A 23,591-nucleotide genomic window follows, 5' to 3' on the forward strand; every position below is an offset into this window, starting at 1 on the left:
GGATGCCCCAGCCCGGGGCGCCGGGCGGTGCGGTCACCGGGCCTCGTGCTCCGGCCGGATGCCACCGGCGCCGGCAGCGCTGCCGGGTTGGCGGCATGCCACGCCGAGGATCGCGTGGCTCACGGACAGGTTGAGGGTGAACAGGTCGTGGTCGGTGGCGGCGGCGCGGAGCCGGCGCAGGACGGCGTCCGGGACGGGCACGCCGGTGAGGATCTCCTCGTCCAGGCCGGCGGCGGCGCGGGCGGCGGCCGGTAGGGCGCCGGGGCCGTAGCCGTCGGCGTAGACGACGAGGCTGCCGTGCGCCTGCGGCTGCCAGGCCGCCGCGGCGAGCGGCGGTTGGCCGTTGGACAGCAGGTAGATGCTGTCGGCGGCGGCCAGGAGCAGCGCCGGGCCGGTCGTGTCGCCGAAGTAGGGGTCGGCGTTGGTGTGGGCGGCTGCGGCGTGCTCGGCGAGGACGAGAACCGCGGCGAGCGGGAAGGTCAGTTGGTGCATGGTGGCCTTTCGGCGGTTGTGGAAGGGGGTGGGCCGGACCGACGGGTCGGCGGGTACGCACGTTGGGGTGGACCGCCCAACGTGGCGGTATGCCGTGTGCCGGTGTAGCTGTGGTGTGTGGTGGAGCCGATCGGGCAGCACACACTGCGAGGTCCCCCGGGTACAGGGATGTGGGCAGTGGGCTGTCCCGACCGGTTCCGGTGGGTGGTACTGGTAGTGCTGGTGGTGGGGTTAGAGGGCGACGGCGAGCAGCCGCTGGTCCTCGTCGAGGTTGGCGAGGTAGCGGTTGGCCTGCTCGAGGTAGGTCACCCGGTGGGCGAACGCGTCGCTGGCCGGTGCCAGTCGGGTGCCGTCGGCGGTGATGAGCGTGTCAGCGGTCAGCGCCGTGGTGGCGCTGTAGTGCTGGTAGGCCATCGGGCCGGCCTGGAACATCTCCAGTTCGCGGAGGTTCAGTTGGCCGGCGCCGTAGGTGACGGCGTTGTGCATCCGCATCGCGATGACGCGGGGCTGGTTGTTGTACCGGGCGATCGCGTCGTCCAGGGACAGTTTCGCCGGGTCGGCGATGTGCTGCTGCAGCAGCTGCGGCCACGGGGTGGCGGGGCGGGTGCCCTGCACGACGCGGGACCACATCTGGTAGCGGACACTGGCGCCGACGGCGGCGGCGTGGCGCATGCCGGCCAGGTCGAGCAGCTTCGCTGGGCCTCCGGCGCAGTAGACGGGCTGACCCTTGCGGGGGTCGACCAGCTGGCTGCGCTGCCAAACCCAGATGCTGGGCGTGGCCCAGAAGCGGGGCGACAGGGTGCCGGAGACACCGAAGTGCTTGTCGAGCTGACGGCTGACCAGCGCCTCGGCGGGCAGCTCTGCCGGAACGCAGACGATCATGGTGTGGACCGTCGGGACCAGCTGAGCGGTGCGGGCCGGCGTGGTGCTGGTGGAGCTGGCGTTCGTGGCCGGCGTGGTGCTGGTGGAGCTGGTGCTCGTGGCCGGGCTGGTGCTGGTGCTCGGGTTCGAGCGGTTGGTCTGGTTGGTGACTCGGTTGTTGCGGTTCTTGGCCATGAGGGGTCCTCCTTGGGTGTGGGCGCTTGAGGGCGCGCAGCAGTGACCGGCCCACCGGGTTCGTGGGTCGGCTGGGACGAGGTGTTGGGTTGTGGTGGCGCTCGGGTGCGGCGCCGTGGTGCTGGGAGTTGCGGTGGTGCTGGTGGTCTGGTGCGACCTGGGGTCGCCGCGCGGTGCGGGTACCGACCGGCCGGTGAGGGCGGGTGGGTGGCGGGCACCGGGTGGTGCGGCGGGTTGTCCCTCAGGTGGGACCGAACCGGGTGGAGAAATATGTGGGGGTTGTGTAGTGCCGTGAACGGTAGCGGCTGCCGCTCACAGCGCCCGCTGCCGCCGTGACCGGTGAAAAGCGGGCGTGACCTGCGCTGTGAGCGGGTTGTGAGCGGCTGGCCGCGTGGTGCGTGGTGTCGCGGTGAGACGACACCACGCTCACAAACGATCTTGTGGTGCGGCAGTCACCGACGGTGTCTGCGCCGTGAGCTGCGTTGACAGGTGCGGCAAGGACCTTGCCCGGAGTTGGTGAACGGGCGCCTGACCTGCACTGTGAGCGGATGTCCCGGCGCGGTGAGCGGATTTCGCAGCGGTCTCGGCGGCGTTGTCCGTAGCCGGTGTCCGCTCTGGCCGGGTGTGTCAGGAGTCTGCGGGTCGGCCGGGGTTGGTGCCGGAGTGGGGTCCGTGGTCGGACGGCAGTTCGTGCAGCCGGTAGCGGTGGCCCGGGTTCGACGGCAGGTCGGCGGCGAGGGTCCAGACGCGGCCGGCGGGGTCGGGGCCGTGCACGGCGGTGGCGATCGGCATCGGCGTGCGGACTCCGGTGAGCAGGCGCAGGAGGTTCGCCTCCCGTTCGGCGGTGGGCAGCCACAGCAGGACCGGGTAGCGGGGGCCGAACTCGGCGAGGCGGGCGTAGCCGCGCAGTTTCGCGACCACGCGGGGCAGGTTCTCGGTGCCGCGGTCGTGTTCGACGAAGAACCCGACGGCGGCGCCGTCGGCCTGCCAGATGCCGTGGCCGTCGGGGCGGATACCGGACTGGGCGTAGACGTCGGTGGCGTGCTGTTCGGACCACCAGCGCAGCAGCTGCGGCGGCCGCCCCTGGCTGGGCCGTTCGCCGTCGGCGGAGGCGGCGGGTTGTTCGGCGCTGGGCCGGCGGGCGGCGGCGATGAGGTCGATGAAGAACTGGTTGACGCCGAGCAGGTGTGCTGCGGTCGCGCTGGCGGCGATGCGCCGGGCCCGGTCCAGGGAGCTGCGGGGTGCCTTGGTGTGCCGGTTGTCGGGGTCGTTGTAGACGGTCGGGTACAGCTGCAGCCCGACCGGGCCGAGCGTGTACAGGTACGGCACGGAGGTGTGTGCGGCGTTGGCGTAGGCGAAGCGGTGCAGCACACCGAGCCGGTACAGGGTCGTCAGCCGCCGCTGCGCGGTGCGCCGGCCGTCGAAGAACGCCGCCGCGATCTGCGGTGCCGAGAGCAGGTAGTGCTCGGCGAGCAGGGCGAGGAGCGCGCGGTCGCGGGGCACGATACGCCGGAACACGGCGAGAGAGTCCGGGTCGGAGCCAGCGGAGCTCCCGACAGGGGCAGGACTACCGGGATACGACCGGGCAGCGGACGTCGTAGACCTGGAAGCGGAGGAGCCGGATGAGGCAGGGACAGAGGAGACGACGGACGGGGCGGGAACCGGCAGGCCGGACAGTGAGAGGGACGACAGAGAGGAGGAGGACGAGGAGGACAGGGAGTCGGAGTGAGCGGAGTTGAGCTGATCGGGAAACATGTGGGTCTGGTACTCCTGGGCAGGAAGGGATCCCCTCGTTCGGAGGGGTGTCTGGCGGGTGGAAGGAGCCGGATCGGGCGCTGTCAGGCGCACGTGCTGCACTGACAGCGCAGGTCAGGCATGGTGGCGAGGGTCGTGGCGGGACGTGGGAGCGACACCCGCGACGAGCAGGTCGGCGAGCGCCTCGCCGACGGGTCCTGACAGCGGTCACCGCACACAGCGCCGCGCTCCGGCCGCATACAGCTGTGACCGCCCTTCAGCGCCGGGACTGCCTCGGTCCCGAAGGGCGGCCACCTCGGGCGGCGTCTGACGTGCCGGACGCGGTCTCGGAGGACCTGCCGCCGGATTTGGTGGAGGATTTCGTCTGGGAGAGCCGGTCGACGAGGCTGTCGATGGCGCTGGTGTCCTGTTCGGGCACCGCCTTGGCGGCGGCTTCGCGGATGGCGGTCGCCTCCCCGACGACGGGTTTCGGCGGTCGGGTCTTCATCGTGAACGCCGGGGTCTGCCGCCCGTTCACGACGAGGCGGGCGACGGCGGTGTAGGCGTCCAGGTGGGACAGGTCGTGCTCGTCGAGTTCCGGCAGGGTGTGCCGGCCCAGCACCCGGGCGTCCTCCGGCGCGACCGTGAAGTAGATCTTGTTGCGGGCGTTGGAGCTGGCGGCGGCGAGGAGGTCTTTCGGGAACTGCGCCAGGTCCTGATGGGACAACACCAGGGATAGCCGGTACTTGCGGGCTTCGGCAAGCATGCTGTCGAGGCTGTTGGCGAGGGTCAGGAAGTTCTGCGCCTCGTCGATGATCAGGGTGGCGTCGCGGCGTTTGTCGGGGGCGATGGTGGCGCGGGCGGTCGTTGCCTGCCATACCTGCGCCAGGACGAGGGAGCCGAGCAGCCGGGTGGTGTCCTCTCCCAGCTGTCCTTTGGGGATGCGGACGAGGAGCGCGCCGCCGTCCAGGACCTTGCCCATGTCGAAGCTCGAGCGGGGGTACCGCATGGTGCGTTTGACGAAGTCCCGCAGCAGGAACGCCCGCAGCCGGGCGAGGACCGGGCCGATGACCTGCGAGCGCAGCGCCGGGTTGAGCTCGTCGTACCACTGCCAGAACCCGGACAGGCCGGCCGGGTCGTCAAGGTCGACGGTCATCGCCGAGCGGAACTGCGCGGAGTTCAGCAGCGGCGGGATGTGCTGCAGCGTCACGTTCGCGTGCCGCAGCAGGGTCAGGCAGGCGACCCGCATGACGTCGTCCATGCGTGGTCCCCAGGCTTTGGCGAAGATGTTGGCGAAGATGGAGACGATGTTGTCCACGACGAGGTCCGGGTCGTCGCCCTGCAGGGGGTTCAGCGTGGGTGGGTTCGGCTGGTCCGGGTCGAACAGAACCACCCGGTCGGCGACCGTGGCCGGGAGCCGGTCCAGGATGTCCAGGACCATGTCGCCGTGCGGGTCGATGACCACGGTCCCGCGCCCGGCGATGATGTCATCGACGGCCATGTTGACCAGCAGGGTCGTCTTGCCGGAGCCGGTCGACCCGACCACGTGCAGGTGGTAGCGAGCGTCGGCCACGGACAGGCCGACGCCGTGGCCGCCGACCTCGGCATCGCCGAGGACCTTCACGCCGCGGCCGCCGGACGGGACCGCGACCGGCGCGGGCATCGACTTGGCCCGGGCCCGGTCCAGGCCGGGAACGGCCAGGTCGCGCGGGAGGGCGGCGAGGGCAGCGAGTTCGTCGCCGGCGAGTAGGAACCCGGCGCCGAGCCGCCGTGCGGCGACAATGGCCACCGGCTGCGGCATCCGGGCGCGGTGGGCCAGGGTGTTGCGGGCGGCGTAGACGGCGAAGCTGGAGGCGATCGCGTCGGCGATTCCGCGGAGCCGGCCGGTCGGGTCGGCGCCGGGTCTGGTTCTCGTGGTGGCGAGGGCGTAGCGGATTCCGGCGGTCCACAGCGGTTGCGCGGTCTTGTCCAGGATCGCGCGGACGTCGCGTTCCACCTGTGGGTCGCGGCGCTGCGCTCCGCCGGCAGAGGTGCTGCGCCGGCTGGATGCTCCGGTCTGGAATGCCTCGAGCAGCCACAGGATCGGGCTAGCCGGGTTGATGCTCGGGGTTGCGGTCTTGCCGTCGCGGAGCCGTCCGGCCGCACGTTGGGCGCGACGGGCCCGGCGTGGTGCCGCCGGGCGGGTGAGGACCTGCACGACGGCGTGTTCGCCCGGCCGCAGCTGCGCGCCGGCGGCCATCAGAGCGCGCAGTGGGTCGGCGTCGAAGTCGGTGTTGAACGGCAGCCATTCGGCTGCCTGGGGCAGGAGGCGCCCGCCGACGGCGGGTGCCGCTTGCAGCGGGATCGGTGGTGGGGCGTCCTCCTCGGTGGTGGTCGCGGCGCTGGGCCAGGCGGCGCGGATCGCGGCCTCGACGGCGCCGGGCGGGACCGTGCCGGGCACCCACAGGGAGATCCGTAGTTCCCGGCCGGTCCACGTGTACTGCCACACCACGTGCGGCGCCCCGTGGATCAGCCGGCGCCGGCGGGACGGGGTGAGGGTGCCGTGCAGGTTCGCCCACAGCGCGGCGGCGGCGTGTTCGTCGACCTCCGGCGGAGGTGCGATGGTGACGAGGCGCGCGCCGGTGGCGTGGTGGGTGTGCCGCCACCCGTCCAGGAGGCTCCGGCCGGCGACGTAGCCGATGAGCACGGCGGCTGCGACGGCGAGCAGCCACGGCCGGTCGGCCGCCCAGCGGACGGCGTCGATGAGCCAGACGGCGACCGGTGACGGCGGTGGGGAAACGAAACCGGCGCCCGGCCCGGAGGGGCTGGGCGCCGGTGACAGCGCGGGAATCGGTGATACGGGCGGTGGGTGGCTGGGACCGGCGAGGATCCACGGTGTGGTCCCGCCGGGCTGCGGCGGGTTCACAGCAGGTCCTCCTCGTCGTCGAGGTCGAGCAGGTCCGCGGGTTTCGTGGTGGCGAGCAGGTGTTCGCTCGGAGACGCGATCGACTCGAACCCGGTGCGGTTGGTCCCGCAGATGAGCAGCCCGTGGCCGGTCCGGGCGGCGAGCAGCATCCGCCGCTCCCCAACGGTCAGACCGAATGCGTCACCAACGGCGTCGATCGCTTGCGGGGCCTGTTTGAGCAGGATCTGGGTGGCGGCGTTGGACACCACGGCCATGCCGAGGTCGGTGCCGAGGACGTCCGCGACGTCCTGGGTGATGACGGTCAGGCCGGCGTTGCGTTTCCGGCTCGCCTTGGACATGACGGCCAGGAACCGGGCGCCTTCGCCGTCGCGCATGAGCAGCCACGCCTCGTCGACGACGACGAGGCGCCGCACCGCGAGGCGGCGGCTGCCGGGTGCGTCGACGCTGCGCCAGATCGCGTCGAGGGCGAGGAGGGTGCCGACGGTGCGCAGTTCGTCGGGCAGGTGCCGCAGCGACCACACGACGAGGTGCCCGTCCGGGCGGGTGGTGGTCGGGCCGTTGAACAGGTCGGCGAACGACCCGTCGACCCACGGTGCGAGCCGCGCGGCGAGCTGGGTGGCCGCCGGGTCGTCGTCGCCGCGCAGTGCGGTGGCGAGATCTGCCAGCAGCGGGGCGGGGCGGTGATGGGTGGCCGGGTCGGCGGTGATCCCGGCGGTGCGGTAGGTGGCGAGGATCGCCCGGTCCAGGGCCGCGCGTTCGGTCGGCGGTGGCTGGTGACCGAGCAGGACCGCGATGAGGGTGTGCAGGAACAGACCCCGGCGGGTCAGCACATCGGGGCGGGTGTCCTCGACGGGCAGGTCCAGGGGGTTGATCTTCACGCCGGGTTGGCCGAGCCGTACGACGGTGCCGCCGACGGCGTCGGCAAGGCGCAGGTACTCGTCCTCGGGGTCGACGATGGACACCTGCACGCCCTGATACAGGTTGCGCAGGACGTCGAGTTTCACGAAGTAGCTCTTGCCGGCGCCGCTTCTGGCGAGGACGACGCTGTTGTGGTTCTCCTGCGCCCACCGGTCCCACCACACGATCCCGGAGCTGTCGGGGTTGATGCCGTATAGCACACCGCCGATGGTGGCGGGGTCGCCGGGCAGCGGCGCCGGTAGGTCCGAGGATGCGAGGGGGAACGCTGCGGCGAGTGCGGCGGTGTCCATGGTGCGCAGCATCTGCAGGCTGTCGGTGGCCAGGGGCAGGGTGGTGGTCCAGCCGGGCAGGTGCCGCCACGTCGCCGGCTGCACCTCGATCAGCGTCGACGCGGCGGCGGCCTTCACCTGCGCGCACGCGTCGAGGAGCTCCGGCTCGGTGCGGGCGTGCACGGTCAGGTACAGGCCGACTCTGAACAACTTGGCGGCGCCTCTGGCGAGGCGCTCGGCGAGGTCTGCGGCGTCATCTGCCGCGGCTTCGACGTAGGGGTCGGCGAGTTTGCCCTTCTCCGCATCAGCGCGCCGGGACGACTCGAACCGGGCCCGTTGGGTGCGCAGCCGCTTCGCCGCGATCGGCGCGGGCAGCGGGTCGATGTGCAGGGCGAGGTCGAGGCGGCCGGGCCACGACAGCAGCGGTTCGAGCCAGGCGGCCCCGACTTCGGCCGGGTAGCCGGTGACGACGAGGGTGGCGGCGTAGCCGTCCCCGACGCGCAGCATTCGTGGGGTGACCTCGACCGAGGCCGGGGCGACCGCCGCCGCCAGTCCCGCGGTCGGCGGGACGGCGGCCGGTGCCGTACGACGAGCGAACAGTGTCATGACGGTGGCTTTCTACGAGTTCGGGGCGGTGCCGGCTTCGGCGCCGCGGCGGTGATCACCGCGTCGGGGGCGGCGAGCCCACCGGGACGGGACGGCCGGTACGGGTCCGCGGCCGCGGCGAGGACGGCGGTGACGGCCGGACCGTCCAGGGCGCGGGTGGTGACGCCGTGCCCGGACAGTGCGCGGACGGTGTCATCGGCGCGGCGGCGCGCGGCGTGCTCGCCGCGTTCCCCAGCCCCGGCGCGGGTGACGATGAGGACCTGCCGGCGCAACGGGTCACGCCGCTCGGCGAGATCGGCGAGGAAGTCCGCGTGATCGGCGCACGCCGCGGCGAGGGCCGGGTCCGGCAGCCGGTCCGCGGCGCGGGCCAGGGTGCGGGCGGCGGAGACCAGGTCGACCGGCTGCGCGGACACCACGATCTGCGTCGGCGTCGACAGCGAGTTCAGCCACCGCCCGAACGTGTCGATCAGGGCGGCCTGCTCGTCGGTGGTGCGCAGGGCCAGATTGACGCTGGTAGCGGCGACCATCGCGGCCTTCGCGCCGGCGAGGCTGATCTGTCCGTCGTCGCCGATGGCGTCGGCGGGCAGCCGCAGCGGCGCTGGCAGCATCACCTTGGCGGCCGGTGCCTGCACCCAGTCCGGAACCTTGGCCGTGGTGTCGGTCGTGGACAGCGCCCGCGGGTTGCGGGAGTGCCGCAGCCCGGCGAGCATCCACACGTCCAGGGACAGCCCATCGCGGCGGCCGACGGCCAGGCCGAAGACGAGACCGCCGAGCACAACCGCGGCGCCGATGAGGACCGGGACCGGCAGGAGCGTGTGCAGGGCGTTCCACACGCCGTAGCCGACTACCGCGGCGACGGCGAGAATCGCCAGCTGCCGGAACGTCAGCCCGTAGACGACCTTGTCCGGGGCGTCGACATCGGCCGGCATCCGGGCGCGGACAGTGTCCTCGTCCCGCCGGTTCACCGGGCCACCGCCCGGGTCATCTTGCCCAGACCGGGAACGGCCCGGGACAGCTGCTGGACCACCACGACGCGGATGACGGCGCCGAGGACGTTCGGTTGCTTGCCGCCGCCCTGGGACACGAGGCGGCGCATCAGTCCGGGGACCTTCACGGTGGTCCAGAGCAGGACCATGATGACGAAGAGGTTCATGACGCCGCCGTCGCCGGGCAGCCCGAACGCGAACAGCATGTTGCTCTTGTCGGTGAGCATCCACTGCCCCGCGTAGAGGGTGAAGCCCTGCGCGACCGGTACGGCGAGGACGCCTGCGTAGGCGCGCCACCACATCCGGGCGACCGGGTCGGTCTGCGGCAGCGCGTGGCAGGCCAGGGCGATCGGTGCGACCGCGGTAAGTACCAGGACGACCACGAACCGGGTGATCATGCTCATCGCGGTGGAGCCGAGCAGGATCAGGATGATCACCGCGCAGACGCAGAACAGGATCCCGGACGTCTTGTCCTGCGCCGCGAGGACGTGGGTCTTGATCGCGGAGACCGCGGCCGGGCGGAGCTCGCCGTCGCCGCCGAGGTCGTCCTGGGTGAGGGCGGCGCCCAGCGCGTTGGCGAGTTCGATCATCTTGGCGCACCACAGCTGGCTGAAGTGCGCGGCGACGAACCCGACGATGCACCGGGGGGTGAGGTCCTTGGCGGTGTAGCGGGATCGTTCGTCGCCGCCGGCGGTCATGGTGAGCGCGCCGGCGGCGACGAAGAACAGGACGAAGACGAGGTCGACGACGAGGAGCGATCGGCCGGTCAGGGCCTGCACCTGCGGCAACTCTGTGACGTCAGGGGTGACCAGCAGCGCGTTGGTGATCGCGCCGATCAGGCCGTCGAAGCAGGCCAGGATCTGTTCGGCGAACCAGGTGAGGATGTTGTCCAGGAGTGAGCCCATGATCGTCTCAGCCCCCGACGATGCCCTTGACGACTTCGAGCAGGATCGGTGCGAGCACGGCGAGGCCGTAGCCGGTGAGCGCGTTCTTGAAGTAGCCGTTGGCCTTGTCGACCTGGGCCGGGTCACCGCCGGCGGTCGCCCGGAACAGCCCGCCCAGGACGAGGAACAGGGTGGCGATGGCGGCCAGGATGCCCATCACCCAGGCCTGCAGGTTGGCGATGACGACCGGCAACGCGTTCGCCGCCACGACGACGGGTGCGCCGGGATCGGCGGTTGCGGCCGACGGGACCGCCAGCAGGGCGGCGGTGACCGCTGAGGCGGCCAGTACCTGGGCGATCCGCCGGCCGCGCCGGCGGACAACGGGCGGGGGGTCGCTCGCCGCGGTGGTCGCCCTCGTGCCGGGCTCGAGGCCGGCGGCCGGGTTGGTGATCGGGTCGGTGATGGTGGTGTGCGGGTTGTGGGCACGCAGACGTGCCCGCGGGAAGCGGGACATGGTTGGGGTTCACCTCCGGCCCCGCACCGCGGGGCCGGTACCGGCGCCAAGGGGCGCGCGGTGTCGGCGGGCGGGGCGGGGCGAATGCTCGAGACAGCGGATGTGGCCGCCGCCGGGCGGGACCCCGATGGGCGAGTGCGGTCGCACAGGCCGCGAACGCGCTCGGGAGGAGCTCGTCCTCCCTCTACGGGTCGGCTGTGGGATGAGGTGTCAGCGCATCACGATGGCGCGGCACCCGAGGCGCGCGGCTGGCGCGGCACTCGCAGCGCGGGGTTCGCCCGGCGGCGGGCAGAACCACCCGGCACCCGTGGCCGTTGATAGCCGTAGCGGGAAGGCCGGGAAGTCCTGCATCCCCCTATCCGGGTTTGTGAGCCGTGGCGAACGCCCCCGCCACTCACAGCCACTCACAGCCACTCACAACCACTCACAGCCGCTCGCAGCCGCTCGCAGCCCACACACAACGGTTCACAGCCGCACACAGACCGGCTCACAGCGGCCTGTCCAGCGCACTCGGACCGGGTCGCGCTCACGGCCACCAGGTCGGATGCCGATCACGACCTGCCCGGTGCCTCGGCCCTCGTGTGCCGGCGACCGGCACCGCGAAGGCTGCTGGGACGCAGAGGGCAGCGAAAGGGCCGTGCCTCCGACATCAACGGTGTCGGAGGCACGGCCCTGGACGATGCGGGTCGTGCCGGCGCGTGGTTGTGGCTCAGGCAGCCGCCAGGTGTGGCGTGTGCGTGGTGCGGGCGGCCACTGCGGCGCGGGTCCGCTGCCGGTGGGTGGCCTGTTTCGCCAGTTCCTGTTCGGCTTCGGGTGAGGTGGCGCCGGTGAGCATGCCTTTGGCGAGGGCGGTGGTGATGCGGTCGTCGATGCGGTTCAGTCGCATCCGCAGGGCGTCGACGGTGACGTCGAGGCGGGCGGCGATCGGTTCGATCGCGCGTTTGCCGAGGCGGGTGTCGATGTAGGGCTCCTCGTCGCAGGCGTCGAGGAGGCCGAGCGCGACCGCGCGCTGGACGAGGAGGTCGGGGTGGTTCCACGGCCGGTGTGGGGTGCGGGGGCCGGGCGGGATGGCGTCGAGGTCGTCGACGAGGACGACGTGGCGCTGCTGGGCGACCAGGGCCAGCCCGGCGCGTTGCCCGGCCCGGCACAGCCGGGCGTACGGGGCCGGGCGGGTCACGTCGACGTGGTCGCGAAGCGCGGTGAGGAACCCGGTGAGGACCTCGGCGTCGACGTCGTCGGGGTCGCCGTGCCAGCCGCCAGCGACCAGGGTGGCGGCGTGGCGGACCAGGCCGGGCAGGGCCAGGGCGGTCGCGGCGACGACCCAGGCGGGGCCGTCGAGGCGGGCCCGGACGATCAGCTCCCGCCACACCGTGTCCAACGCGGCCCAGTCTCTTGGGTGTTCGGCCAGCCAGGTGCGTAGCACCGCCACGCTGACCACGCCGTCGGGCAGGCCGAGGTCGGGGTCCAGGCCGGTCAGGTCGATGCTCAGTGGGTCCGGTTCGGTGACCAGAGCGGTGAACGCGGTGTCGACGCACGCGAACGGCGAGGACGGCCACACCTCGTCATCGGCGCCGCTGGCGGCGTCGGCCTGGCCCGGGTCGGTTGGTCCGCGACCGGGTACGGCACGGGCCGTGCTGATGACCGCTGGACGGGGTTCGACAGCGGCGCCGTCCGTGTCCTGAGGCGTGTCACGGGCGGTGTCATCGGTGCCGACACCGGCGTCCGGGCGGTTGGTGGTGTGGTCCAGGGTGATGGACACGGTCATGTCACAAGCTCCTATGACAGCGAAGATCGTGGATGGACATCGCGGGGTTGTCACGGCGATGTCCGCAGTTGTCATTGCGCCACGAGCCGCTCACAGGTCACTGACAGTGCTGGTCAGCGGCGCATCCGGACCGTCGGCGACACCGCCTGCCGCGATATTCTCCGGTCGTGTCACATGATCTGCGGCATCGACTGTGATCGTTGACATCGGTTGGTGTCACAGTCGTTGAGCTGGGCATTGACACCACGGCCACCCAAAGTCGTTGCGGCAGATGGACTGGCGGGCCCGCAACCACGGGCAGTGCCCAGGAGTCCGCTCGCAGCGCTTGTCGCCGCTCACAGCGGGCGCCGCGCGCACTCACAGCAACTCACAGCGCCCATCACGGGACGCCCAAGTGGCTGCGACACCATCATGCGGCACAGATGGCTGTCGATTGACATGCCGCGATGTCACAGAAGATCATCGATTGACATCCAGGCGTTGTCGCAAGATCATCGACCGACACGACAGTTGTGTCACAGAAGATCATCGATTGATATGCGTCGCGTGTCACAGAAGATCATCAATATTCTTCCACCCGCAGTCGGCGATCCCTCCGGATCACCCACACCACACCCACAGCGTCGCCGGCACCGCCTCCGACACCGACACCGGCACGGCCATCGACGGAATACCGCATCGCTGTCCACGCTCGCCGCGCACCCCTGGGCGACGCCGGCGATCACTCTCCCGCCGCGCCGGCACCTCCTTCCGGGTGGGAGCGGAGACCCCGGTCCGGTGAGCGGGCGTGTGGACCTCGACCGCCCGCAGTCGCTCACAGCCGGGGTTCGGCGGCTGGACCCGTCAACTCACGGCCGCTCACGGCGACCGCTGGTGTCCGTTGACACTGAACCTGGCCCACGGTCACCGCGCTGACCCCCCAGGGCGGACCAGATTGGATGGCCCACGTCGGTCCCAGCTGTGGCGGATTGCGTGACGTCCCCTGGTCTCGGGCATCAGCCGACTGGAGCCCTTGACCGGCGGTGGAGCATCTTCGGTGGCACAGACGGGCTTTGGGTCATCTTCGATGACAAGCGGGCCAGCATCGGTGTCAACGGACAGCTGGGGGCGGCTGTGAGCGGCTGTGAGCGGTTGTGAGCCGCTGTGAGTGGCCGGGTCTTGACTGCGGGTGCCGCTGCTGTGAGCGACCGACGCTCCCGCTCGGTGACGGTCCGTTGCTGTGAGCGTGCCGTGTGTGGCTGTGAGCGGTGTTCGGGGTGCTGTGAGCGGCTGTGAGCGGTGGGGGCGTTCGCCACGGCTCACAAACCCGGATAGGAGGGTGTCAGCGCTTCCCGGCGCGGCGCGGAGCCCACAGCCATATGAGCAAGCACCCGCCGCACCACCACCCCACCAACCCCAACCCCGACTCCGACCCGAACCTGGACGGGACGGCCGGCGCCTCCGGTGCCGATGATGCCGAGCGGCTGGTCGTCGACGTCGTCGCCGGGGACCCGCCGGTCCCGATCACCGTCTGGCGGACCGCCCGCACCAGCGGCGATCACGGCGCCAGCATCCCGGCCCGGCTGGCTCGGCGGCTCGTCGCCGCCTACAGCCGCCCCGGCGAGGCGGTCGTCGACCTCACCGACGACCACGCCCTCACCACCGCCGGCTCCACCGGCGGACGCCGGCACCACCGGGCCTGGTTCACCGACGTCGCCAGCCTCATCATCGGCCCCGCCACCAGCAGCCTCGACGACGATGACAGGACGCAGGCCGACGACGAGCTCGACACCGACCTCACCACCGCCGCCGACGGCGTCGAGCTGGACGTGTCCCTCGCGGACTGGTTCGGTGACGACCTCACCGACCCGCACCTCCCCCCGACCGGCCCGCCGGTCGTCCCGATCCCCGACGGGGTGTCCCTCGCCGGGCTGACCAGCCTCGTCGTCGCGACCTGGCCCCTGGACCCGGACGCGGTCCCCAACCGGATCCGGCTGGCATGGCTGCTCACCGCCTGCCGGGAGCTGCTGCGCCCAGGCGGCTGCCTCGTCCTCGTCGTCGCCGTGCCCGCCGGGCTGGCCCCGACACCGGAGGACTTCAGCCCGATCGCCACCGCCGCCGCCCAGGTCGGCCTCGGCTACCTGCAGCACATCGTCGCGGTCGCCGCCGACACCAGCGTCGACGGCCACGGCGATGGGCACGGTGACGCGTTCGTCTACCACCTCGACGACGAGGAACTCCTCGCCCTGTCCAAGACCCGCGCCGACAACGCCGGCGAGCAGTGGACCGTCGCGCACCTGCGGGTCCACGCCGACCTGCTCGTCTTCACCCCGGTCACCGGCACGGCGGGCCGTCGCCGCGGTGGTTCCCGCCGGTCCGGGCGCAGCGGGGAGGCCACCCATGGCTGAGTCCCGCACCGCTGTGGCCGCCGATCCGGACGAGCCCGGCCGCGCCGCCACCACCCCGACCACTTCCACCCACCCGACCGACAGCACCGACAGCACCAGCACCCGCCGGAACGGTCCCGGTGGCCGGCACCGCGCCTACGACGCCCGGCACCGCACCGCCGGCACCACCGACGCCGACGCCGACACCGACCCTGACCGACCCGCCCTGGCCGACGCCGCCCTGGCAGGACTGTCGGTGTGGGCGACCGCGCAGCAGACCGGCCCGGTCCAGCGCCGCGGCCGGTACGTGCCGGAATCGGTCCAGCATCCCGCGAGGATGCTCCCGGCGATCGCCGCGCACGCCATCGACGCCTACACCGACCCCGGTGACCTGGTCCTGGATCCGATGGCCGGGATCGGCACGACCCTCGTCGAGGCCGTGCACGCCGGACGGGACGCGCTCGGCGTCGAGTACGAGTCGCGGTGGTCCGACATCGCCGACGCCAACCTGCGCCACGCCCGCACCCAGGGCGCCACCGGCCGGGGCGGTGTCATCCGCGGCGACGCCACGGACATCCTGACCCTCGTGCCCGCCGCCCTCATCGGGCAGGTCGCCCTGGTGGTGACGTCACCCCCGTACGGGCCGACCGTTCACGGTCTCGTCACGACCGGCGACGAACTCGACATCCGCGACAACCGCTACAACGACGGCACCGACAAAGGCAACCTCGCCTACCGAGACCTCACCGGCCTCGCCGACGGGTTCGCGCAGATCCTGCGCGGCTGCGCGACGCTGCTGCGCCCCGGCGGGACCGTCGTGGTCACCGCCCGGCCCTGGCGCAAGAACGGCGAGCTCGTCGACCTGCCCTCCGCCGTGATCGGCGCCGGCGTCCGCGCCGGCCTGGTCCCGACGGAGCGGTGTGTGGCGCTGCTCGCCGCGGTCCGCGACGGGCAGCTCGTCGCCCGGCCCAGCTTCTTCCAGCTGCAGTCCGTGCGCAAGGCACGCGCCAGCGGCACCCCGATGCACCTCATCGCGCACGAGGACGTCCTCATCTTCACCAAACCGGCCGCACCGATCACACCGTCCACAATGGACGATGCCGGAGGCGGCGGATGACCGCACCCATCCACCGGTATCTCAGTCTCGGCGCCGGCGTCCAGAGTTCGGCCACGTTGCTGCTGGCCGCCCGCGGCGAGATCCCGACCTTCACCGCGGCGGTCGCCGACACAGGCTGGGAACCCACCGCCGTCTACCAGCACCTGCAACGCCTGGAGGGGATCGCCGCCGAGGCGGGCATCCCGATCGTACGGGTGTCGGCCGGGAATATCCGCGCCGACGCCCTCGACCCCAAACATCGCTTCACGTCCATGCCCCTGTTCACGCTCGGCCCGGACGGCGAACGCGGCATGGCCCGACGGCAATGCACCTCAGAACACAAGATCAAACCGATCAAGGCCGAGGTCCGCCGACGGCTCGGCTACCCGCACCCGCGGCGCGTACCGGTCGGCGTCGTCGCTGACATCGCGATCGGAATATCCGTCGACGAGATCCATCGAGCCCGCGACGCCGACGTCGGCTACATGCACAACGTCTTTCCGCTGCTCGAACTCGGCTGGCGGCGCAGTGACTGCGTCGCCTACCTCGAGCGGCACGGCCTGCCGGGAACACCCAAGTCAAGTTGTATCGGGTGCACGTTCCACGACGACGGCTTCTGGACCGCCCTGAAGACGGACAGTCCGGCGGAGTGGGCGGACGCGGTCGCGTTCGACGCCGCGATCCGGCACGGCTCCGCCCGGGCCAACGCCGACGGGCACCCGCTGCGCGGGCAGTTCTTCCTGCACCGCCAGCGGGTGCCCTTGGATTAGGTCGTCCTACGACCCCGGCCGGTCGACGAGAACGACGGTGACGTGCCGGGGTGCGGGCCGTGGACCTGCCCGCACCCCGACACCACCGCCACCGACCCTGCCCCGGTGCGGGAGGTGACGTGAGTGGCCACCCCACCGGCACCCGATCGGGCCGGCACACCGCCCCCGGACAATCCGGGGGCGGTGTGCCGAGGATCGGGTCGCTGTGCACCGGCTACGGCGGGCTCGACCTCGCCGTCGAATGGGTCCTCGGCGGCCGGCTCGCCTGGTACGCCGAAACCGACCCGCACGCCCGCACCGTCCTCACCCACCACTGGCCCGACGTGCCCAACCTCGGCGACATCCGCACCGTCGACTGGAGCGTCGTCGAACCCGTCGAGATCCTCACCGCCGGGTTCCCCTGCCAGGACATCTCCAACGCCGGGAAACGCGCCGGTATCACCGGCGAACACTCCAGCGTCTGGACCGCCGTCGCCGACGCCGTTCGCCACCTACGACCACCACTCGTCTTCGTGGAGTTTTCCGGCCGTCCCGGTGTTCATAACGCCTCTGAGCTGCGCTGATACGTAGCGTACATGTCCGCGACGGGTGCGGGCTGATGCCGGTTCGGCGTGTCGCGTCGATGAAATCGATCGGCTCTGGGTCGGCTTGACCGGAGCGGACGCAGCCGCCGGGCCGATGAAGGCGACCGAGGTGTGGGCTGCCATAACGGTTTCGGGGTCTTGCGTTCGCCGAGCCCGTGGATCGAGAGCTAAGATCGCCCGCGTGGCATGCACCGTATGTGGACTCGGCGGGCACAACAGCCGCACCTGTCCGGGCGAGCACCCTGCTTGTCCCAACTGCGGCAGGCCCACAGCCAACATGAACGACTACTCCGAGCGCCACGACAGCGACTATTGCTCGCCGTTCACGTCCCCCGATTGTTGGGGCCGGAACGCTGCGGAGCCGGTGTGAGGGGAAGAGCGAGAACATGACAACGCTCACATGCGAGGGTTGCAAGGAGCCGATCGAGGACGACGGCAGTCACACCGAGTCCAACGGAGAGGACTGGCACGAAGCATGCTTCGAGGTCAGCGGTGGGTCGTCGTACTGCTGCGGAATGATGTACGAGGACGGCGAGGACACCTGCCTGAGTTGCGGCGAGCCTCTCTAGTCTAGAGGCCGAGTTGGACCGGCTGCGTTGGCGTGCCAGTGGTGAGAAGTGCCGTCAACGGTGTGGCGAGGTCGCGGGGCGAGAACAGCTCAGGGCCGGCGTAGTTGACGATCTCCGAGAGCTGCCACCAGCGAAAGGCGGCGAGGTTCTCGGCGCGGGCGAGTTGGTCATCGGTGAACTCGCCGCGGGGCTGGAAGTGGCTCGCGCGGATGAGGAAGTAATCATTGATGATGCCGTCGAAGCCGGGCGCGTGGTCGGCAGCGACGATTTCCTGGTGCCAGACATGCGGTGGGTCCACGGTGATCGCGAGACCGGTCTCTTCGCGGAGTTCGCGGCGCAAGGCCGTCAGCTGGTCCTCGCCGGGTTCGATGCCGCCGCCTGGTGCCGCCCACACGCCCGTCGCTTGGACCGGCACTGCTGGGTGAGGAGGGACGAACCGGCACAACAGTATGCGGTCGTCCTCGTCGAGCACGATCGCACGGACGGACCGGCGCAGGTTCGACGTCATGGGATGTCGAACGCGGCGGCGGGGCGAACGATGATCGACATATTCGGAGGCTATCAGCCCTGGCTCGGTTTTATGGCTTGCCGTTGGCGCTGTGCTGACCAACCTCGTTTCCCTGTCCCGGTTGTGGTTCGACGATGCGGGCTTCGAGGTCGGCGATGCGGCGGTCGGCGAACCGGTTGTTCTCGCGGGCGGCGGCCAGTTTGTCGGTGAGGCCACGGATCTCCGTCGCTTGGTCGCGAGTGGCGCGTTTGAGGGCGAGATTCTCGGTGGTCATGCGGATGTGATCGTCCTCGGTCCAGCCGGTGTTCAGGTCGCGGATCTGGCCGAGGAGTTCGGCGATCTGCTCGCGCTGACGCAGGATCTCGGCGTGGGCGGCCTTGAGGGCGTTCTCGCTGTTCAGTGCTCGCTCACGCCAGGAGGCTTCCAGCGCCTTGTGTTCGGCTTCGTGGCCCTCGGCCCGCCGACCGGCGGCCTTCGCGGCAGCCGCGATGATGATCCGCCGCGCTGCGGGATTGTCGTAGAGGAAGGTTCGGGACACCCCGGCTTGCCGGGCGACCGCGGCCATGGTGATCGGGGTCTTGTCCTTGAGCATGCGGTCGACGATCTCTTGTACTCCTGCGAGGCTGGCCTCGGTGCGGGCGCGGCGGGCGAGCAGTGCGTGGCGGGTCCGCTGGGGCGGAACTGCCGTGGTGGGCTGCGTCATTAGTCGTCAATCCTGTTCGGCGTTGGAAGCCTGGTGGCTTGCGGTCTGGGCCAGCTCGGTGGCGCGGAAGGCGGTGGACCAGATGCGGTGGAAGTAGTCCTGGGGCCGGCGGTAGTCCATAGCGAGGGCCTGTTCCAGCAGACCGAGGTCGGCCAGGGCCGTCTCCAGACCGTCGATGGCGCGGGCGGTGGGCTCGAACACCTGGTGCAGCCAGTCGGCGGTGGCGTCGTCGGGTGCGCGTTCGGCGAGGGACCGCCACTGTTCTCGTTTCCGCCGCCAATACAGCAGGTCGGCGCCGGAGAGCACGAACTTGTCGCAACCCTCGCAGTTCAGCTGCCAGGGGCACGCCTCGCCGCGCACGACGGGCTGGAAGGTGCAGAAGCCGCCCTCGGCGGGGGTGGATCTGCGTGACAGGTCGACGGCCATCGCGCGTAGTGCCGCCGGGTCCGCGCTGGGGTTCGGCGCGGACAGTAGCCTGCCGGGCTGCGCGGCGGCGGGGCCGGCGACCCACACGTGTTGCAGGATGTCGTCCAGTTCGCTGGAGGCGACCTCGGCGTAGTGCTCGGCCATGGCGAGCGAGACGTGGCCCAGGTACTTCTTGATGTGGTGCAGTCCGGCGCCGGCCCGCAGCAGGCTGGTGGCCAGGGTGTGCCGAGCCTGGTGCGGGACCGGGTGGCCGACGTCGAGGGTGTCGACCCAGTCCCGGAAGGCACGTCCGAAGACGGAGTAGCCAATGGACACCCGGCCGTCAGGGTTTCTTACCCGGGAGGGGAACAGCGCCATCCTCTGTCGTTCGGCGGGGGTGGCCGGGCGGCCGTGGCGTTCCTCGAACCCCGCCAGGGTCTTGTCTTGGCGTCGCCGCAGGGCCTCGTAGACCGTCTCCGGAATGCGGATGGCGGCGTCCAGGTGCCCGACCTTGGTCTGGTCGTGCCACAGCATGGGCACCCCGCCGTAACGGCCCAAACACTCCTGGCGCAACTCCAGGATCTCGCGGCAGCGGCGGCCCGTGGCGATTACCGTCTCCCAGATCTCACGGAATCCGTATCCGTAGGGGTCGTAGTCGGCGGCGAGGACGCGCAGGTTGTCGGGGTGGGTCAAGGCTCGGGCGACGTCATCGTCGAATGGCCGGCGCTTGGCCACGACGGCTTTGCCGCCGGCCGGCATGGCGACGATGAACTCCCGGTCCAGTCCGAGTTGCTCGGCCACCCCGTTGTCCATCGCCTTGCGCAGGATCATGCGGATGTTGTTGAACACGTAGTGGCGTGTGTTCTCGTTGACGACGGCCGGAGTCCCGTCCGAGTCGCGTAGTACCAGCGACGGCAGCCCGTCCGCGGCTCGGCGGCGCTGGTCGGCGACGAAGCGGAGCATGTCGTCGCGTTGTAGGGCCGAAGGCTCGTGCCCGCCGTCGGCTCGGGTGGCCTCCAGGAATGCCGAAAGCTCGATCAGGGCGCGGCGCCGGTAGTCCAGCGGGCTGCCGCTGCGGGGTGGAGACGCGCACTGCAAGAGCTCCACGATCTCCTCCCACAGCAGGTCGCGCAGCCACCGCTGGGTCACGCTGGTGAGGTCGTAGACGTTTCCCCGGCGGGCGACGTTGACCCCGAAGTGCTCGAAGCAGACGAAGCCCGCTTCCTTGGTGTTGGCGGGGGTCAGGTAGACCAGCTGCAACTCTCTACGTATTCCGCGCAACACCAGATCGGCCGGGCTCGAGCCGCCCGTGATGTCTTCGTCGAAGATGGAGGCGACGCCGCCGCGGGCCAGCGCGATGACTTCCCGCAGATGCCGGATCCGCCAGACCGCCCGGTTCGGCCTGCGCGCGTGGGCGATCAGCCCCCAACGGATCTCCGCGGCGACCAGCGGTGGAAGGCCTCGAAGGTCGAGCTGGCCGGGGCCGATGACCGTCTGGACCGCCGCGCACCACGCGGTGAACGCCTGACGGTCGACGAAGGTGACGGGAACAGGAAGCCCTCTGGCCTCGAAGCTGCGGAACACGGAGCCCGGCAGCTTCCCGCCGCCAGGAGAGCCGTCGTACCGGTAGCGGTTGCGATGCGGGGAACACAGGCCCAGCGCGTCGCAGGCCAGGCCACCGCACTTCGGCACCGCGCAGGCCGCGTAACCCGGGAGTGGTCGTTGGCGGGTGAGCCAGACGTCGAAGCCCAGGCCGGGATCGAACCGCCGTGCGGGGCGCCAGCTGTTGACGTGAGCACGGCACAGACCGAGGCGCGGATCGTGCGACGGGCGGCCGGGGCAGATCCGGCAGGGATCCGGAGTGGGGTTCTCCGGGCCCCTGGTCTGTGCGGGCGGTGCGGTCCTGACGAACTGGTGCAAGCTCGTGCCGCCGGCGTCACGGACTTTCCACCAGCGGGCCAGGTGCGATTCGCACAGCTCCCGCCGGTGTGCCCGCGTGCCGAGGCACACCGGCACCACGCACTGCCAGGCGTATGCCACATGGTCCGGCGGCAGCGTGATCAGGTCATCGCGCCAGAACACCTCCACGTCCGGTGCGCCGATCAGCGCGTTCAACAGCTCCAGTCTGTCTCGTCGTTCGCGCCGCCAAGCCGGATCAGGGACCGGGGACAGCAGTAGCAACGGTCTTTCGATCGTCATGCGTCACTCACCCCAGACCGTGCGCAGGGCTCGGTCGAACACCGGATCGTGGACGTCGGCATGGGCGTAGACCGCGTCGACCGTCGCCGTCGAGGCCCAGCCGCCGGCTTCCCTGGTGACCACCAGATTCCCGCCGGAGGCGTCCAGCACGGCGGTGGCGAACGAATGCCGGAACGCGTGCGGCTTGATACGGCCGAGGCCAGCCCGCTCCCCAGTACGCGCGATCATTCCTCGCACGCCCTCCGGGGTCCACGGCAGCCCCGCCCCCGGTCCGTGTTGCTGCACCAGCAGCACGCCGTGAGCGGCGCCCCGGGGGTACTCGCCGGTGATGTATGCGAAGTAGGAGTGGACCATCGCCGGGCTCACCCGCCTGATCAGGCCGCCGACCAGAACGCCGTCCTGGACGCTCCATGGGTGCTTGCGCTTGGCCCGCGCTCCGTTGGGCAGGCCGGGCCGGTGACACACGTGCAGATGCGGAGAGCGACATTGAGCGCAGGCCGCGCCCTCACGCAGGTGCAGGTCCACCAGATGCAGCCCGCACAACTCCCCGATCCGGAGACCTCCGTCGGCGAGCCAGTCGATCACCATCCTGTCTCGCGCCGAGGCCGCCGACTCCACCATCAACGCCCGAGCACCATCCGGCAGCATTTTCGGGTGGCGGCGCCGCATCGGCGCCGGTGCCAGTGGGTTGCCCGGCAGCACCGTCGTCAGGTGACCCAGCAACGCGCGGTCCCGATCCCGCTGGGACGGCAGGCGCTGCACGTCGAGGCGATCGCGTAGCCCGGTGTTGACGCCGGCGTCGGTGAGGCTGAGGTAGAAGCCCTTCAGACAGGCCGCAGCGCTGGAAAGGGCGCTGTTGCCGTAGGGCCGCTTGCCGACACGCCACGGCGAACCCAGTGGCATCGGCACCTTCGCGCCGACCGCGCCCATGTATCGCTGGAGGTCCCGAAACGACACCGATCCGAGTACCAGCCCCTCGCACTCCAGCCACCGCAAGTGATCGACCAGCAAGAAGGCGTAGGTGCGGTCCGTCCCCGCCCCGGCGTAGCGCGCCAGGAACCGCTCGGCCTCCGGATGCACCCGCCCGTCCGGACCAACGATGGTGAACGCGATCGTCCCGTCCCGGTGCCGCACCTCCTGAACCCGATACCCGCCGACCACCAGTCTCAGCACCACGATTCCTCCGAACTCAACCGACATCACGGACATCGCGAGGCCAGAGGGAAAACGAGCACCGGAACGAGCAAGGCACGGCCTTGCCGGACGTGGCGGACAGCCAAAACTCTGGCGGGAAAAGTGGAGAACGTCGCCGCGCTCCTCCGGCGAGGGTTCGACGTCGTGCACGCCGACCTGGCCGCGATCGGGTACGACACGCGCTGGGCATGCCTACGCGCATCCGACATCGGCGCCGCCCACCGCCGCGACCGGCTGTTCCTGCTGGCCGCCGACCAGCGCCGGCTCTGCGGCGGCACCGACCCTGCCGACACCGTGCGCCCGTGACGGCCGCGGCGTCGGCCACCAGTACGGACTCCCCGACCTCATCGAACCGGACGGCACCCGCCACCACCTGCTCCCCACACCAACCGCCGTGCCATACGGCACCAACCAGTCCCCATCCCTGGGGGCGGCGGTCAGGCCCAGCCTGGACAGCCTCGCCCGCGGCGCGCTACTGCCGACCCCCACGGTCGCGGACAGCCGCGCGTCAGCCAACGCCACCGCCGGCCGGACCGTCCCACTCATCGGGCACGCCGGCCGGACTCTGACCGACGCAGCGCGGCTCCTGCCGACACCTCGAGCCACCGACGGCGTCAAGGGCTGCCCCGGACAGCGCGGCTCACACGGCGACCTGACCCTGCCCTCCGCAGCCGTCCGCGTGGGTGACCGGCAGGCCGAGCCCATCGACATCGGCGATCCACTGTCCGGATACGGCACCCCGGACGAGACCAGGTGGGGCGCCTACGCCACCGCCGTCGCCCGCTGGGAGCTGCTCATCGGACGGCCCGTACCGGACCCCTCCCAGCCGGGCCGGCACGGCAAACCCGTCCTCGCCCCACTGTTCGTGGAATGGCTGATGGGACTGCCCGACCTTTGGGTCACCGACCCGCACCTCGCTCTGCCCCGCACCCGCGCCCTGCGGGTGCTGGGCAACGGGGTCGTGCCGCAGCAGGCCGCCGCCGCACTGTGCCTGCTCCTCGACCCCGCCCGCTGGGCGGTGCCCGCATGAGCGCTGTAAGCGATGCCAGCGGCGACCCGCTGAGCGGG

General features: G+C 71.2%; 20 protein-coding genes. 7 read left to right on the plus strand and 13 right to left on the minus strand.

What is annotated here, in order from left to right; genetic code table 11:
* Positions 1–33: 33 nt before the first annotated feature.
* The 9 genes from OHA72_RS10580 to OHA72_RS10620 form a co-directional block, all read right to left on the minus strand.
* Positions 34–492 carry a hypothetical protein gene (locus OHA72_RS10580; RefSeq protein WP_327007667.1) on the minus strand — a complete coding sequence of 153 codons (459 nt, stop codon included), beginning with the start codon at positions 490–492 and terminating at the stop codon, positions 34–36.
* Between the two features lie 231 nt (positions 493–723).
* Positions 724–1,548, minus strand: a complete 825-nt coding sequence (locus OHA72_RS10585; protein ID WP_327007668.1) for a hypothetical protein — start codon at positions 1,546–1,548, stop codon at positions 724–726.
* Positions 1,549–2,175: 627 nt separating this feature from the next.
* Positions 2,176–3,066, minus strand: a complete 891-nt coding sequence (locus OHA72_RS10590) for a replication-relaxation family protein (RefSeq protein ID WP_327007669.1) — start codon at positions 3,064–3,066, stop codon at positions 2,176–2,178.
* Positions 3,067–3,559: 493 nt separating this feature from the next.
* Complete coding sequence (locus OHA72_RS10595) at positions 3,560–6,112, minus strand: helicase HerA domain-containing protein (protein ID WP_442788710.1); 2,553 nt, start codon at positions 6,110–6,112, stop codon at positions 3,560–3,562.
* 71 nt (positions 6,113–6,183) lie between these two features.
* Positions 6,184–7,980, minus strand: a complete 1,797-nt coding sequence (locus OHA72_RS10600; protein ID WP_327007670.1) for a VirB4 family type IV secretion system protein — start codon at positions 7,978–7,980, stop codon at positions 6,184–6,186.
* Positions 7,977–8,909 carry a PrgI family protein gene (locus OHA72_RS10605; RefSeq protein ID WP_327011525.1) on the minus strand — a complete coding sequence of 311 codons (933 nt, stop codon included), beginning with the start codon at positions 8,907–8,909 and terminating at the stop codon, positions 7,977–7,979. The genes OHA72_RS10600 and OHA72_RS10605 overlap by 4 nt, the downstream gene beginning before the upstream one ends.
* 32 nt (positions 8,910–8,941) lie before the next feature.
* Positions 8,942–9,871: a TrbL/VirB6 family protein gene (locus OHA72_RS10610; protein WP_327007671.1), complete on the minus strand. Its 930-nt coding sequence runs from the start codon at positions 9,869–9,871 to the stop codon at positions 8,942–8,944.
* Positions 9,872–9,878: 7 nt separating this feature from the next.
* Positions 9,879–10,208 carry a pilin gene (locus OHA72_RS10615; RefSeq protein WP_442788711.1) on the minus strand — a complete coding sequence of 110 codons (330 nt, stop codon included), beginning with the start codon at positions 10,206–10,208 and terminating at the stop codon, positions 9,879–9,881.
* Between the two features lie 865 nt (positions 10,209–11,073).
* Positions 11,074–12,129, minus strand: a complete 1,056-nt coding sequence (locus OHA72_RS10620) for a hypothetical protein (protein ID WP_327007673.1) — start codon at positions 12,127–12,129, stop codon at positions 11,074–11,076.
* Between the two features lie 1,358 nt (positions 12,130–13,487).
* Here OHA72_RS10620 and OHA72_RS10625 point away from each other — a divergent pair.
* From OHA72_RS10625 to OHA72_RS64600, 5 genes are all read left to right on the plus strand, one after another.
* On the plus strand, positions 13,488–14,516 hold the full coding sequence (locus tag OHA72_RS10625) for a hypothetical protein (protein ID WP_327007674.1): 1,029 nt from the start codon (positions 13,488–13,490) through the stop codon (positions 14,514–14,516).
* Entirely contained in the window at positions 14,509–15,612 is a 1,104-nt protein-coding gene (locus OHA72_RS10630) for a TRM11 family SAM-dependent methyltransferase (RefSeq protein WP_327007675.1), read from the plus strand. The genes OHA72_RS10625 and OHA72_RS10630 overlap by 8 nt, the downstream gene beginning before the upstream one ends.
* Positions 15,609–16,361 (plus strand): hypothetical protein, encoded by a 753-nt coding sequence (locus OHA72_RS10635; RefSeq protein ID WP_327007676.1) that lies wholly within the window; start codon positions 15,609–15,611, stop codon positions 16,359–16,361. The genes OHA72_RS10630 and OHA72_RS10635 overlap by 4 nt, the downstream gene beginning before the upstream one ends.
* 119 nt (positions 16,362–16,480) lie before the next feature.
* On the plus strand, positions 16,481–16,924 hold the full coding sequence (locus tag OHA72_RS10640; RefSeq protein WP_327007677.1) for a DNA cytosine methyltransferase: 444 nt from the start codon (positions 16,481–16,483) through the stop codon (positions 16,922–16,924).
* Positions 16,925–17,331: 407 nt separating this feature from the next.
* Positions 17,332–17,514, plus strand: a complete 183-nt coding sequence (locus OHA72_RS64600; RefSeq protein ID WP_442788555.1) for an LIM domain-containing protein — start codon at positions 17,332–17,334, stop codon at positions 17,512–17,514.
* 1 nt (position 17,515) lies between these two features.
* On the opposite strand, the gene OHA72_RS10645 is transcribed toward OHA72_RS64600, so the two are convergent.
* From OHA72_RS10645 to OHA72_RS10660, 4 genes are all read right to left on the minus strand, one after another.
* On the minus strand, positions 17,516–18,022 hold the full coding sequence (locus OHA72_RS10645; RefSeq protein ID WP_327007678.1) for an NUDIX domain-containing protein: 507 nt from the start codon (positions 18,020–18,022) through the stop codon (positions 17,516–17,518).
* Positions 18,023–18,092: 70 nt separating this feature from the next.
* Positions 18,093–18,614 carry a DUF6262 family protein gene (locus OHA72_RS10650; protein WP_327007679.1) on the minus strand — a complete coding sequence of 174 codons (522 nt, stop codon included), beginning with the start codon at positions 18,612–18,614 and terminating at the stop codon, positions 18,093–18,095.
* A 117-nt stretch (positions 18,615–18,731) separates the two neighbouring features.
* A complete protein-coding gene (locus tag OHA72_RS10655) occupies positions 18,732–21,245 on the minus strand; it encodes a tyrosine-type recombinase/integrase (RefSeq protein WP_327007680.1) in 2,514 nt (837 codons plus the stop codon).
* Between the two features lie 87 nt (positions 21,246–21,332).
* Positions 21,333–22,529 carry a tyrosine-type recombinase/integrase gene (locus tag OHA72_RS10660; RefSeq protein ID WP_327007681.1) on the minus strand — a complete coding sequence of 399 codons (1,197 nt, stop codon included), beginning with the start codon at positions 22,527–22,529 and terminating at the stop codon, positions 21,333–21,335.
* A 96-nt stretch (positions 22,530–22,625) separates the two neighbouring features.
* Here OHA72_RS10660 and OHA72_RS10665 point away from each other — a divergent pair, with 96 nt between their 5' ends.
* Positions 22,626–22,829 carry a DNA cytosine methyltransferase gene (locus tag OHA72_RS10665; RefSeq protein ID WP_327007682.1) on the plus strand — a complete coding sequence of 68 codons (204 nt, stop codon included), beginning with the start codon at positions 22,626–22,628 and terminating at the stop codon, positions 22,827–22,829.
* Between the two features lie 88 nt (positions 22,830–22,917).
* On the plus strand, positions 22,918–23,553 hold the full coding sequence (locus OHA72_RS10670; RefSeq protein ID WP_327007683.1) for a hypothetical protein: 636 nt from the start codon (positions 22,918–22,920) through the stop codon (positions 23,551–23,553).
* Positions 23,554–23,591 lie beyond the last annotated feature (38 nt).

It is taken from the genome of Dactylosporangium sp. NBC_01737, from assembly GCF_035963215.1.
Taxonomy (GTDB): Bacteria; Actinomycetota; Actinomycetes; order Mycobacteriales; family Micromonosporaceae; genus Dactylosporangium.